The sequence below is a fragment of the Xanthomonas sp. 4461 genome, from assembly GCF_024806475.1.
Taxonomy (GTDB): Bacteria; Pseudomonadota; Gammaproteobacteria; order Xanthomonadales; family Xanthomonadaceae; genus Xanthomonas; species Xanthomonas arboricola_F.
The window spans coordinates 86005-98592 of sequence record NZ_JANTYV010000007.1 but is presented as its reverse complement, the minus strand read 5'-3'; the positions used below and the strand labels follow the sequence as shown (position 1 = coordinate 98592).

12 protein-coding genes are annotated in these 12588 nt (G+C 66.7%); 8 read left to right on the top strand and 4 right to left on the bottom strand.

Annotated elements, in window-relative coordinates; translation table 11 throughout:
• Window positions 1-296 precede the first annotated feature (296 nt).
• Entirely contained in the window at window positions 297-677 is a 381-nt protein-coding gene (locus FHY19_RS20720) for a diacylglycerol kinase (protein WP_259168259.1), read from the bottom strand.
• Window positions 678-860: 183 nt separating this feature from the next.
• On the opposite strand from FHY19_RS20720, the gene FHY19_RS20715 reads away from it, so the two are divergent.
• The gene (locus tag FHY19_RS20715; RefSeq protein ID WP_259154392.1) at window positions 861-1571 is read left to right on the top strand and encodes an SGNH/GDSL hydrolase family protein; all 711 of its coding nucleotides are present in this window, start codon (window positions 861-863) and stop codon (window positions 1569-1571) included.
• 310 nt (window positions 1572-1881) lie between these two features.
• On the opposite strand, the gene FHY19_RS20710 is transcribed toward FHY19_RS20715, so the two are convergent.
• From FHY19_RS20710 to FHY19_RS20700, 3 genes are all read right to left on the bottom strand, one after another.
• Window positions 1882-3153, bottom strand: a complete 1272-nt coding sequence (locus tag FHY19_RS20710) for a HAMP domain-containing sensor histidine kinase (protein WP_259154393.1) — start codon at window positions 3151-3153, stop codon at window positions 1882-1884.
• 142 nt (window positions 3154-3295) lie between these two features.
• The gene (locus FHY19_RS20705) at window positions 3296-4009 is read right to left on the bottom strand and encodes a response regulator transcription factor (RefSeq protein WP_005408123.1); all 714 of its coding nucleotides are present in this window, start codon (window positions 4007-4009) and stop codon (window positions 3296-3298) included.
• A gap of 88 nt (window positions 4010-4097) precedes the next feature.
• Window positions 4098-4766: an arylesterase gene (locus FHY19_RS20700; protein WP_259155954.1), complete on the bottom strand. Its 669-nt coding sequence runs from the start codon at window positions 4764-4766 to the stop codon at window positions 4098-4100.
• Between the two features lie 103 nt (window positions 4767-4869).
• On the opposite strand from FHY19_RS20700, the gene FHY19_RS20695 reads away from it, so the two are divergent.
• From FHY19_RS20695 to FHY19_RS20665, 7 genes are all read left to right on the top strand, one after another.
• Window positions 4870-5475 (top strand): ATP-binding cassette domain-containing protein, encoded by a 606-nt coding sequence (locus tag FHY19_RS20695; protein WP_023902758.1) that lies wholly within the window; start codon window positions 4870-4872, stop codon window positions 5473-5475.
• Window positions 5472-7955: an FtsX-like permease family protein gene (locus tag FHY19_RS20690; protein WP_259168257.1), complete on the top strand. Its 2484-nt coding sequence runs from the start codon at window positions 5472-5474 to the stop codon at window positions 7953-7955. The genes FHY19_RS20695 and FHY19_RS20690 overlap by 4 nt, the downstream gene beginning before the upstream one ends.
• A 247-nt stretch (window positions 7956-8202) precedes the next feature.
• A complete protein-coding gene (locus FHY19_RS20685; RefSeq protein ID WP_259168255.1) occupies window positions 8203-9120 on the top strand; it encodes a TauD/TfdA family dioxygenase in 918 nt (305 codons plus the stop codon).
• Between the two features lie 40 nt (window positions 9121-9160).
• Window positions 9161-10207 (top strand): ABC transporter substrate-binding protein, encoded by a 1047-nt coding sequence (locus tag FHY19_RS20680; RefSeq protein ID WP_259168252.1) that lies wholly within the window; start codon window positions 9161-9163, stop codon window positions 10205-10207.
• Between the two features lie 3 nt (window positions 10208-10210).
• Complete coding sequence (locus tag FHY19_RS20675; RefSeq protein ID WP_259168251.1) at window positions 10211-11044, top strand: ABC transporter ATP-binding protein; 834 nt, start codon at window positions 10211-10213, stop codon at window positions 11042-11044.
• On the top strand, window positions 11041-11925 hold the full coding sequence (locus FHY19_RS20670) for an ABC transporter permease (protein ID WP_259168247.1): 885 nt from the start codon (window positions 11041-11043) through the stop codon (window positions 11923-11925). Before FHY19_RS20675 ends, FHY19_RS20670 begins: the two co-directional genes overlap by 4 nt.
• Window positions 11926-12093: 168 nt before the next feature.
• On the top strand, window positions 12094-12447 hold the full coding sequence (locus FHY19_RS20665) for a DMT family protein (protein ID WP_046962671.1): 354 nt from the start codon (window positions 12094-12096) through the stop codon (window positions 12445-12447).
• Window positions 12448-12588 lie beyond the last annotated feature (141 nt).

Genomic DNA, 12588 nt, shown 5'->3' with positions numbered 1-12588 from the left:
CAACCGCCGGTGCGCAATGCGCAACGCTGTCGATCGGCGCTCCATCGCGACAGCGATAGCGCCCAAGGCCGCTGCCAGCCAATGCATCGCAGCACCTGTCACCACGCCGATCCTGCGTTGCGCGAACCGGCGGACGTCTCCAACCCGAGTGCCCAACGCGTCATTGCCCATCGCGTGCGTCCGAGCGCGGCATGCAACGCCCAGGGAGCACTAGCGTCCGATCCCGGGCGGCACCAGCGAGCAGTTGCCGCAGCAGCCACCGCATACGGGAGGGCTCTAAAGACCGATAAAGTCCTTCACAGCACCCGCGGCACCAGAATCACCCCCCAGCACAGCAGCACATTGAGCAGCAGCAGAAACACCGCTGCCGAGCCCATGTCCTTGGCGCGGCCGGCGAGCACGTGGTGCTCGGGACCATAGCGTTCGATCACCGCTTCGATGGCCGAATTCAGCAGCTCGGCGGCCAGCACGATCAACAACGGCGCGACCAGCGCAACGCGTTCCAGCGCCGACTGACCCAGCCAGATGCCCAGCGGGGCCATGACCACGGCCAGGCAGACTTCCAGCCGGAACGAGGATTCGTGCAGCCAGGCTGCACGCAATCCCTGCCACGACCAGATCGCAGCCTTGAGCATGCGGCGCGGTCCGCGCGGCACGTGTCCCAATTGATCGGCCATGCGTCAGTGCTTCCGGCCGCAAGGGCGCGTCGGGGGACAAGGGGGACGCATGGCATGGTCGCTGCTGGGGAAAGTGCGAATCTTGCACCGTGGCGCTGCACACCGCCAGCCACGGTCCGGTTTGCCCTCAGCTCGCAGACTGCTGCACCATGGGCAGCCCGCTTGATTGCTGCAGGTTTTCGCATGACTCGATCCGCCTTGCGCGCACTGTTGTGCGCCCTCGCACTGTTCTCCGGCCACGCCATCGCCCAGGCCCATCAGGCGCCACACGCCGCACCTGCGGTGCCCGCGCAGATCTCCAACGCGGCCTGGGAAGAAGACATGCAGCGCTTTGCCGCCAACGACGCGCGCCAGCCGCCGCCCAGGCACGGCATCGTGTTCGTCGGCAGTTCCTCGATCCGCTTCTGGGACACGCTGGCGCAGGATTTTCCCGGCAAACCGGTCATCAATCGCGGGTTCGGCGGCTCGGAAGTGCGCGACAGCACCTGGTACGCCGACCGCATCGTGATCCCGTATGCGCCACGCCAGGTGCTGCTGTATGCCGGCGATAACGATCTCAACAGCGGCCGGACGCCCGAGCAGGTGCGCGATGACGTGGTCGCGTTCGTCGCCCGCATTCGGCGCGACCTGCCCGATGCACGCATCAGTTATCTGTCGATCAAACCCAGTCCCTCGCGTGCGCAATTGCTGCCGTCGGTGATCGCCGCCAATCGCCTGATCAAGGACGCACTCGCGCCGCTGCCGCGCGTGGATTTTGTGGATGTCTATACACCCATGCTCGATGCCAGGGGCAAGCCGCGCCCTGAGCTGTTTCGCGAAGACATGTTGCACATGACTGCAGACGGCTATGCCCTCTGGCGCAAGGCCGTGGCGCCGGTATTGGAGCAAAAATAAGGGTTGGCCAAGCGATCTGATGGCGCAGGCCATCGGATCGGGGCAGTGGCCGCGGAGGTGACCGGCCGCCGCGAAAGCCTCATGCACCGCAGGCGCAGCAAGGACGCAGCGCATGGCAACGGGTGCACTCACCGTCCTGCGTCGTAGAGGCGATGCGCGTTCTCACCACGGCACGCAACGCCAGCGGATGAAGCGAGACGCATCGGCTTGAGGCATCCCGCACCTGGTCACCCATGCACGGATGGTGCGTGAGCGCCTTCATGCCGAAGCGATCGACCGACAACGCCGCGCCTGGCGAACAGCCACCGGCTTACGCCACCACGACCGCCACCGACGTTCCCACACCTGCCTCGCTGTGCAGTTCGATCCGCCAGCCGAAGCGATCGCACAGCCGGCGCACGATCGACAATCCCAGGCCGGTGCCCTGCGGGCGCGTGGGATCGGCGCGAAAAAACGGTTCGAACGCACGCGCACGCGCTTCTTCGCTCATGCCGATGCCGGTATCGCGCACCACGATGCGGTCCTGGGTCACTTCAACTTCGATGCTGCCGGTATCGGTATAGGCGCAGGCGTTGCGCAACAGATTGCTCAGCACCACCCGCATGACCCGTGGCGGCGCGAACATCTGCAGGCTGCGGTCGCCGACCATGTGCAAGGACACCGGCTTGTCGCCAAGCAATTCGCGGGCGCTCTCCACCTCTTCGCTGGCCAGCTCTGCCGCATCGAAGGTTTCGCTTTGCGGATCGATTTCCGCTTCGCGTGCCAGGATCAGGAACGCGTCGATGACCGCTTCCATGTCGCGGCCGGCGCGCTGGATGCGACGCAGGCTGCGCTGGGTACGCTGCGATAGCTCGTCGTCGGCCAGCGCCATGTCGCTGGCCACCCGGATCACCGTCAGCGGTGTGCGCAACTCGTGACTGGCATCGCGGGTGAAATTGCGTTCGCGCGCGACGTGGTCGCTGACCCGCTGGCCGAGCGCATGCAATGCGGCGGCCAGTTGTCGGGTTTCGCCCTGCAACTCTGCGGGCAAGCGCTCCGGCGACAATTCATCCACATCGGGGTTGCGCGGGTCCCAGTGCGATACGCGTCGCGCGAGCCAGCTGATCGGCGACACCAGTCGCTTGGACACGCGGTAGGTGAACCAGGAAACGCCGTAAATCCCCAACAGCACGACGATGGCCGGCACCACGCCGAACCACAGCGTCAGATGCGCGGCACGCGAGCGCGGAAACACCAGGTACAAGCGCCCCTCTGGGCGCTGATCCACATAGACCAGCGCATCGGCAGCAGCCACCTCGCTGAAACCCGGCGACAGCGTTTGCAGTGCGCGCGGCGCGGCATCGGCGGCATTGCCCGCAGGCGAGAAATACCCTTGGATATTGCGTGTGTTCGGCGGCCGGTTGTCCGGTGTGCTCTTGTGCATGCGCCAGAAGTGCACGGCCTCGTCGGCAAGCACGGTGCGCACCAGGCTGTACTTGATCACGAAGGAAATCAAATACCCGCCAAGCACAATCGCCAAGCTCGCCAGCGCGACCTGCAGCAGGAAGGCAAGACGTATTTTTCGCGGGAGCCCGTGTGGCATTGCTGCATCCAGGGGAGAGCGCCGGATTATAGGCAACGCTTCCGTGAGTCCATCGTGCAACCAGCCGGCGGCACGGGAGAACGAGCGGCGCGTCTGCGCCTACAGGAGCGGCCGGCCGCCAGTCGGCAGCCGGCCGGCGACATCAGGTCATCGGTTGGGCGATGTCGGCAATGCGATAGCCGGCGCTCTGCACGGTGTGCAGCAGCGGGCGATCGAACGGCTTGTCGATGATCTTGCGCAGGTTGTACAGATGGCTGCGCAGGGTGTCCGAATCCGGCAACCCATTGCCCCAGATTTCGCGCTCGATTTCCTGGCGGGTGACCACCCGCGGCGATTCGCGCATCAGGATGGTGAGCAGGCGCAGGCCGATCGGCGAGAGCTGCAGCTCGGTGCCGGCACGGGTGGCGCGCATGCTGACCGGATCGAGCACCAGGTCGGCGACCTTGAGCACTTCCGAGCCCACCTGACGACGTTCGCGGCGGATCAGGGCACGCAGGCGCGCTTCCAGTTCCTGGATGGCGAACGGCTTGGTCAGGTAGTCGTCGGCGCCGAAACCCAGGCCGGTGAGCTTGTCGTCCAGCGTATCGCGGGCGGTCAGCATCAGCACCGGGGTGGACTTGCGTGCGTCGTTACGCAGGCGGCGGCACACTTCGATACCGTCCAGGCGTGGCAGCATGAGGTCCAGCACGACCACGTCGTAACTGTTCTCGGCGGCCAGACGGTAACCGTCCAGTCCATCCTGCGCATAGTCGACCTCGAAGCCACGGCCTTCCAGGTATTCGCCGATCATTTCGGAGATATTGCGGTTGTCTTCGACGACCAGCACGAGGCCGGACGTTTCCTTGGTCTGACGCATGGACTTTCCTCGGTCTTCAGCTTTGTGAAACATGCCGGATCGGCGGTGCAAGCGACGTGAAGGCCGAATAACGTTTCATGTCATCCGATCAACGCCCCAGCAGTGGTCGCAGCGCCGGCCACACCGTCTCCAGCACCTTGGGCTGGGCCGCCGCGGTCGGGTGCAGGCCGTCGGCCTGCATCAACCCGGGCTGCAGGGCCACCTTCTCCAGAAAGAACGGCACCAGCGCGGTGTTGTACTGTCTGGACAGGTCGGCATAGGTGGCCTTCAGGCGCTCGCGGTAGGCCGGGCCGTAGTTCGGCGGCACGTCGATGCCCAGCAACAGGACCTTGGCGCCGGACGCTTGACTGAGCTTGATCATCTTCTCCAGGTTTGCCTTCAGCTGGGCCGGGGTCAGCCCACGCAGCGCATCGTTGCCGCCGAGTTCGATCACCACCACGCCGGGATGGTGCTTTGCCAGCAGGCCTGGCAGCCGCGTCAATGCGCCGGAGGTGGTTTCGCCGCTGATGCTGGCATTGACGACCGCCGGTGGCGTCGCCATGTCACGCTTGAGGCGTTGGTCGAGCAAGGTGACCCAGCCGGACTGCACCGGGATGTTGTGCGCAGCGCTCAGGCTGTCGCCGACGACCAGGATCGGCGCGGTCGTCACCGGACTTTTGGCAGAGGCAAATCCCGGCGCAAGCAGGGACAGTGTCAGCAGCCACAGGACCAGCGCGCCATATCGCAGTGTTCTTTCACGCATTCGGAGATTCCTCATCGACAGTCTGGCCCCCCGCTCCAGCACCCGCACCGCCATCGACGTCCGCGAGGTCGGTAAATCCGTCAGTGGACCGGAGGGAACACTCCACATCCTCGACAACGTGAGCTTGACGGTCAGTGAAGGCGACAGTATCGCCATCGTTGGGGCCTCCGGTTCGGGCAAGACCACCCTGCTCGGCCTGCTTGCCGGGCTGGACCTGCCCAGCCGCGGCAGCATTGCGCTGTCCGGCCAGGACTTGGGGCAGCTGGACGAAGAAGCGCGTGCCGCCCTGCGCGCGCGCGAAGTCGGCTTCGTGTTCCAGAGCTTCCACCTGCTGCCGGCGCTGACGGCAGAAGAAAACATCGCGCTACCGCTGGAACTGGCCGGGCGCGAAGACCCGGCGCGGGTGCGCGAGGTGCTGGAGGCGGTCGGCCTGAGCGCGCGTGCGCGGCATTACCCGCGCCAGCTGTCCGGTGGCGAGCAGCAGCGCGTGGCGCTGGCACGCGCATTCGTGGCCAGACCGCGCATCCTGTTTGCCGACGAGCCCACCGGCAGCCTGGACCAGACCACCGGCGCGCAGATCAGCGACCTGCTGTTTGCGCTCAATGCCACCAGCGACACCACCCTGGTGCTGGTCACCCACGACATGACCCTGGCACAGCGCTGCCATCACATCTACCGCATCGACAGCGGCCGCCTGCACGCACAGACCGGTCCGGCCGCATGAACGTACTGCGACAGGCCGCGCGCGCGGTGCGCCGCGAATTCCTGGCCGGCGACCTGCTGACCGTGTTCGCCGCGCTGGTGCTGGGCGTTGCGGTGATGACGGCGGTGGGCACCCTGGTGGACCGGGTGACGCTGGCATTGACCTCCAGTGCGGCAGAGGTGCTCGGTGGCGATCTGGGCGTCACCGGGCGCCAGGAGATTCCGGCCGGCTTTGCCGAGGAGGCACAGCGACGCGGGCTGCAGAGTACCCGCATGGTCAGCTTCCCCAGCGTGCTGTTCCATGGCGATGCCAGCCAGATGGCCAATATCCGCGGCGTCGGCGCCGGCTACCCGTTGCGTGGGCAGTTGCTGGTGTCCAAGCACGGCAGCGGCGGCGAAGGCAGCCCTGCCACCGCACCGCCGCCGGGCCAGGCCTACGCCGACCCGCGGCTGCTGGAAGCACTGGGCCTGCGCGTGGGCGAGCAGCTGGAATTCGGCGCCGGCCATCTCACCATCACCGGCGTGCTGCGCGCCGAGCCGGATGCCTCGGGCGAGTTGATGCAGCTGTCGCCGCCGCTGCTGGTCAATCGCGCCGACATCGAGGGCGCCGGCCTGCTTGGCCCGGGCAGCCGCGCCTCCTACCGATTGATGTTTGCCGGTGCGCCGGCCGCGATCGCCGACCTGCGCGCCTGGCTCAAGCCGCGCGCCAGCGAATACCGCCTGGTCGGTATCGAAGACACCCAGCGCGGCATGCGCGCCGCGTTCGATCGCGCCGGGCGTTTCCTGGCCCTGTCGGCCTTGCTGGCGGTGTTGTTGTCCGGCGTCGCCACTGCGCTGGCGGCCAACCGGTTTGCGATGCGGCGCATCGACACCGTGGCGGTGCTGCGCTGCCTGGGCGCCAGGCAGCGCGACATCCTGGCAATGCTGTCGCTGCAGTTGCTGTTGACCGCGATCCCGGCCTGCCTGGTCGGCATCGGCTTGGGAATGCTGGCGCAGGAAGGCCTGGTACAGGCGCTGGGCAGCCTGATCCCGAACCGGCTGCCGCTGCCCCAGGCCACGCCGGCCCTGGCCGGTGCAGGCATCGGCCTGGTGCTGCTGCTGGGCTTCGGCCTGCCGCCGCTGCTGCGGCTGCGCAACGTGCCGCCGATGCGCGTGCTCAACCGCAGCTTTGCCGCGGTGCCGCCGAGCTCGTTGCTGGTATATGCGGCCGCATTGGCCGCTACGCTGGCGCTCACCGTCTATGCCACCGGCAACCTGGTGCTGGCTGGCTGGGTGCTGGGCGGCCTGGCCGCGCTGGCGCTGGTGGCGATGCTGCTGGGGCTGGGCTTGCTGGCATTGCTGCGGCCGATCCAGCACCGTCTGCGCGGGGCCTGGAAGCTGGGCTTGGCCTCGCTGACGCGCCGACGCGGGTTGAGCGTGGTGCAGCTGGTCGGCCTGTCGCTCTCGTTGTGCGCGCTGCTGCTGCTGGCGGTGGTCGGCCCCGGCCTGCTGGGCCAATGGCGCGACCGCCTGCCTGCGGACACGCCCAACTACTTCCTGATGAACATCCAGCCCGAGCAGACCGAGCCGGTGCTGCAGACCTTGCGAGGCCTGGGCGTGGATAACGCTGCGGTGGAGCCGTTTTCCACCGGCCGGCTGGTGGCGATCAACGACAAGCCGCCGGTGCGCGGCGACCGCGACCCGCAGGACGATGGCGACGGCGACAACCGCCCGGTCAACTTTTCCTGGCGGCATGCATTTCCGCCGGCCAACACCTTGCTGCAAGGCAAGTTCTGGAGCGCCGACAGTACGCAGGCCGAGGCGTCAGTGGAGGAAGGCTGGGCACAGCGCTATCAGCTCAAGCTCGGCGACCGCATCACCTTGTTGCTGGGCGAACAACAGCGCAGCTTCACCGTCACCAGCATCCGCAAGGCCGATTGGGATTCGTTCCGGGTCAACTTCTTCCTGCTGCTCAACCAGGGCGCGGTGGGCGATGCGCCGTACAACCTGATTTCCGCCTTCCATCTGCCGCCCGGCAATGCGCCCAAGCTGGCATCGCTCAGTCGCGACTACCCCAATATTTCGGTATTGGACATCGATGCAATTCTCGGCCGCGTACGCGAGGTGATCGACCAGGTGGCGCAGGCCGTGCAGCTGGTGATGGGCTTCAGCCTGCTGGCCGGCGTGCTGGTGCTGCTGGCCGCGCTGCAGGCCACCGCAGGCGAGCGCCGCTACGACAGCGCAGTGCTGCGCACGCTGGGCGCGCGGCGCGGGCAGTTGCGTGGCGCCGTGCTGGTGGAGTTCGGCGCATTGGGGCTGCTGGCTGCGGGCCTGGCGGTCACGGCTGCGGCCGTCATCGGCGCGGTGGTCGGGCAGCAGGCGTTCGACATCGCGCTGGCGCCGGATTGGCCGCGGCTGCTGCTGGGCGGCGCGTTCGGGCTGGCATTGAGCCTGCTCGCAGGCTGGTCGGGCACCCGGCGCATCCTGTCCACGCCGCCGGCATTGGCACTGCGCACAGAATAAGGCCGGCCAGGAGCCGGCCCTGTGGTGGCGATTGGCCAAGGATTGCGCCACCAGCTGCGCGCCATGACCCACCGGCATGGAGCGCTGCGCCTTGCGCAGCGTCGGGCATCGCGCATGTTGCAGTGCATATACCTGCAGCGCATAAGCACCTTGCCAATCGTACGTTCGCAGCGGCGGCATGACTGCCTAGAGTGACCAGTCCGGTCGCCGTTCGGGCGGCCTCTGCTGTTGTCGAGGTGCCAACGTCATGGCTAGCGTGAATTCTGCAGCGCGCGTGCAATCGCCGCGCAACGATGCCACCGCCGCGCAGGCGTCGGCCGTGCGGATCGTGCCGTTCGACGCGCCACTGGGTGCGGAAGTCCTGGGGCTGGATCTGTCGCAGCCGCTGGATGCCGCGACCTTCGCGCGCATCCACGCTGCGCATCTGGACCATCACGTACTGGTGTTCCGCGATCAGCGCATCACGCCCGCGCAGCAGGTGGATTTTAGCCGTCGTTTCGGACCGTTGCAGATCCATGTGCTGCGCAACTTCCAGCTGCGCGGGCATCCGGAAGTGCTGGTGGTGTCCAACATCAAGGAGAACGGCGAGCCGATCGGGCTCGGCGATGCCGGGCATTACTGGCACTCGGATCTGTCGTACAAGCAAACGCCCAGCCTGGGTTCGCTGCTGCACGCGCAGGAACTGCCCAGCGAAGGTGGCGACACCTTGTTCGCCAATCAACATCTGGCCTGGGAAACGCTGCCCGCGCCGCTCAAGCGCCGCGTGCAGGACCTGCAGGCCGAACATAGTTATCTCGCCAAGTACGAAGAGCTGCGCGCACGCAACCCGTGGCGCCCGGCGCTGACACCCGAACAGATTGCCGAAGTAGTACCGGTGCAGCATCCCATCGTGCGGACGCACCCGGAAACCGGGCAAAAAGCGCTGTTTGTCAGCGAACACTTCACCACCCGTATTGTCGGGCTGCCCGAAGACGAAAGCCGTGCCCTGCTGCAGGTGTTGTTCGAACACAGCACGCGCGCGGCGCTGGTGTACCGGCATCAATGGCAGCCGTACGACATGGTGTTCTGGGACAACCGCTCGGTCATGCATCTGGCCGCCGGCACGCCCGATCACCTGCGCCGCCGGCTCAACCGCACCACCATCGAAGGCGATGCGCCGTTCTGAGCGCGCGCCTGTCCCTCCCCCCTTTCGACTGGAGCGCCGTATGCGTTTGACCGTCACTTCTCACGCACTTTCCAGGCGCCGCACAGTCTCAAAGCGCGTCGCGGCATTGTTGCTGGCCGCACTGCCATTGCTGCTGAGCGCCACTGCGCAGGCAGAAGGAAAGCTGCGCATCGCCAAGCAGTTCGGCATCGTCTACCTGCTGCTGGACGTGGCACAGGAGCAGAAGCTGATCGAGCAACAAGGCAAGGCCGCCGGCGTGGACATCGACGTGCAGTTCCTGCAGTTGTCCGGTGGCGCGGCGGTTAACGATGCCTTGCTCACCGGTTCGATCGATATCGCAGGTGCAGGGGTCGGACCGTTGTTCACCATCTGGGACCGCACCCGTGGTCGGCAGAATGTGCGCGGCGTGGCCTCGCTGGGCAACTTCCCGTACTACCTGATCAGCAACAACCCGCGCATCAAGAGCATCGGCGACTTCACGCCGCAGGACCGTATTGCGGTGCCGGCCACCGGCGTGTCGGTGCAATCGCGGTTTCTGCAGCATGCCTCGCAACAACGCTGGGGCGACAAGGGCACCCATCAGCTGGACCCGCTGCAGGTGGCATTGCCACACCCGGATGCCGCCGCGGCAATCATCCGTGGACGCAGCGAAATCACTGCGCATTTCGCCAGCCCACCGTTTCAGGAACAGGAACTGGCGCGCAACCCGGCCGCACATATCGTGACCAGTTCCTACGACATCGAAGGCGGCCCATCGTCGGCCACGGTGCTGTACGCCACCGAGAAGTTCCGCCGTGACAATCCCAAGACCTATCGCGCCTTTGTCGCTGCATTGGACCAGGCGGCGACATTCGTCACTGCACACCCGGAGCAGGCGGCGGACATCTTCTTGCGTCGTAACGGCTCGAGCATCGACCGCGCGCTGGTCCTGCAGATTCTCAAGGACCCCAAGGTGCAGTTCACCGTGGCGCCGCAGAACACGCTGAAGCTGGGCAAGTTCATGCAGCACAGTGGTGCGATCAAGCAGGCACCCGCCAAGGTGGGCGATTATTTCTTCGATGATCCGCTGATTGCGGGCGGGAGCTGAGCGATGCGTGAGCCGCTGCTGCAAGTCGATCATGTCAGCCTGGAATACGCCTCAGCGCAGCGCGTGGTGCGCGCCACGCATCGGGTGCGCTTCGATGTGCATGAAGCCGATCGCTTCGTGCTGCTGGGGCCATCGGGTTGCGGCAAATCCACCCTGCTCAAGGCGGTGGCCGGCTTCGTCACCCCGCGCGAGGGGCAGATCCGTCTGGATGGCAACGCGGTCACCGGGCCGGGTCCGGATCGCGTCGTCGTATTCCAGGAATTCGACCAGCTGGCGCCCTGGAAGAGCGTCCGCGAGAACGTGGTCTTCGGCCTGCGCGCAGCGCGCAAGCTCAGCCGCGCCGAAGCGCGCGAGCGTGCCGATGAAAGCCTGGCGCAGGTCGGGCTGAGCGCGTTTGCCGAGGCCTACCCGCACACCTTGTCCGGGGGCATGAAGCAGCGCGTCGCCATAGCACGCGCGCTGGCGATGCGTCCGCGGGTGCTGTTGATGGACGAGCCGTTCGCGGCGCTGGACGCGCTGACGCGCTCGCGCATGCAGGAGCAGGTACTGGAGCTGTGGGAGCAATTGCGCTTCACGCTATTGTTTGTCACCCACTCCATCGAAGAAGCGCTGGTGGTCGGCAACCGTGTGTTGCTGCTGTCGCCGCATCCCGGCCAGGTGCGCGCCGAACTCAACGCGCACGCATTCGGCCCGCACAGCGCCGGCAGCGTGGCGTTTCAGCAAACCGCCCAGCGCATCCACCGTTTGCTGTTCGACCTGCCCGACGCCACGCTCGACAACGACAAGGTGGCGCCTTTGCGTCGTCCTGCCTTGCGTCAGCGCGAGGCGCTGCCATGACCCGCAGCACTGCTGCCAGGCTGCCGCCGCTGCCGCCGGTGCGCGCCGAGTACGAACTGGCCGTACAGCCCCTGGATCCTGCACTGGTCGCCACTGCAGTGCCCGCGCGCTGGCAGGCTCCGCCATGGCTGCGCAAGGCGCTGGTACTGGGGGCGCTGGTGGCGGTATGGGAGATCGCCGCGCGGGTGGTCGGCGACGATCTGATGCTGCCGAGCGCATGGCAGACCGCGCATGCGTTCTACGACGGGCTGCTGTCGGGCGAATTATTGCGCCGCGTGGGCGCCTCGCTGCGAGTGCTGGCGCAGGGCTATGTGCTTGGCGTGGTGCTGGCTTTCGTGCTGACCGCACTGGCTGCGTCCACGCGCTGGGGCCGCGATGTGCTGGGCACGCTGACGGCGATGTTCAACCCGCTGCCGGCCATCGCGCTGCTGCCGCTGGCCCTGCTGTGGTTCGGGCTGGGCACCGGCAGCCTGGTGTTCGTGTTGGTGCATTCGGTGCTGTGGCCACTGGCGCTGACCACCTACGCCGGCTTCCAGGCGGTGCCGGAAACCCTGCGCATGGCCGGCCGCAACTATGGCTTGCGGGGCCCACGCTACGTGGCACAGTTGCTGATCCCGGCCGCCCTGCCGGCGATCCTGTCCGGCCTGAAGATCGGCTGGGCGTTCGCCTGGCGCACCCTGATCGCGGCCGAGCTGGTGTTCGGCGCCACCTCCGGCCAGGGCGGCCTGGGCTGGTACATCTTCCAGAACCGCAATGAGCTCTACACCGACAAGGTGTTCGCCGGCCTGGCCATGGTGATCGTGCTGGGGCTGCTGGTGGAAGGCGTGGTGTTCCAGGCCATCGAACGGCTCACCGTCAGGCGCTGGGGGATGCAGCGCTAGCGGGGTGGCGCTACGCTGCGTGGCCAAACGTTCTCCCTAGCCATGCCTCATGCAGGCGCTTCGCATCGGCTCGACGGCCTGAGCCCGCATGCCGGACTCATCGGCACGGTCGCGTGCGCTTAACGGCGCTGGCTTATGCTGCCGGCCCCTTTCCTGCCGTCCGCCGTCATGCCCACCGCCCCCTTCACTGCTTACCTGTACCCAATCCTGCTGCTGCTCGCCAGCAACGTGTTCATGACCTTCGCCTGGTACGGGCATCTGAAGTACAAGAGCACGCCGCTGATGATTGCGATCCTGGTTAGCTGGGGCATCGCGTTTTTCGAGTACTGCCTGCAGGTGCCGGGCAACCGCCTGGGTAGCGCGGTGTATTCGGCACCGCAGCTCAAGGGCATGCAGGAAGTGATCACGCTGCTGGTGTTCGCAGGCTTCTCGACCTTTTACCTGGGCCAGGCACTGAAGTGGAATCACTGGGCTGCGTTCGGCCTGATCCTGGTGGCGGCGTTCTTGATGTTCAAGGAATAACCGCTGCCTTGCCCGTAGGAGCGCACCCGGGCGCGCTGGGCATTTCCGGGAAAGCCACGTCGCGCCCGGGTGCGCTCCTACGACATCCGAGTGCGGCATTCGCCGGCGTGTCGCGCTTGTCCCTGGGCCAGGCGCTGAAAA

What these genes read in the sequence shown, in the direction of transcription:
- FHY19_RS20685 (WP_259168255.1), top strand. Translation starts at nt 8,203, where the DNA reads ATGGCTAGCGTGAATTCTGCAGCGCGCGTGCAATCGCCGCGCAACGAT.
- FHY19_RS20675 (WP_259168251.1), top strand. Translation starts at nt 10,211, where the DNA reads ATGCGTGAGCCGCTGCTGCAAGTCGATCATGTCAGCCTGGAATACGCC.
- FHY19_RS20670 (WP_259168247.1), top strand. Translation starts at nt 11,041, where the DNA reads ATGACCCGCAGCACTGCTGCCAGGCTGCCGCCGCTGCCGCCGGTGCGC.
- FHY19_RS20665 (WP_046962671.1), top strand. Translation starts at nt 12,094, where the DNA reads ATGCCCACCGCCCCCTTCACTGCTTACCTGTACCCAATCCTGCTGCTG.
- FHY19_RS20715 (WP_259154392.1), top strand. Translation starts at nt 861, where the DNA reads ATGACTCGATCCGCCTTGCGCGCACTGTTGTGCGCCCTCGCACTGTTC.
- FHY19_RS20720 (WP_259168259.1), bottom strand. Translation starts at nt 677, where the DNA reads ATGGCCGATCAATTGGGACACGTGCCGCGCGGACCGCGCCGCATGCTC.
- FHY19_RS20700 (WP_259155954.1), bottom strand. Translation starts at nt 4,766, where the DNA reads ATGAGGAATCTCCGAATGCGTGAAAGAACACTGCGATATGGCGCGCTG.
- FHY19_RS20705 (WP_005408123.1), bottom strand. Translation starts at nt 4,009, where the DNA reads ATGCGTCAGACCAAGGAAACGTCCGGCCTCGTGCTGGTCGTCGAAGAC.
- FHY19_RS20680 (WP_259168252.1), top strand. Translation starts at nt 9,161, where the DNA reads ATGCGTTTGACCGTCACTTCTCACGCACTTTCCAGGCGCCGCACAGTC.
- FHY19_RS20690 (WP_259168257.1), top strand. Translation starts at nt 5,472, where the DNA reads ATGAACGTACTGCGACAGGCCGCGCGCGCGGTGCGCCGCGAATTCCTG.
- FHY19_RS20710 (WP_259154393.1), bottom strand. Translation starts at nt 3,153, where the DNA reads ATGCCACACGGGCTCCCGCGAAAAATACGTCTTGCCTTCCTGCTGCAG.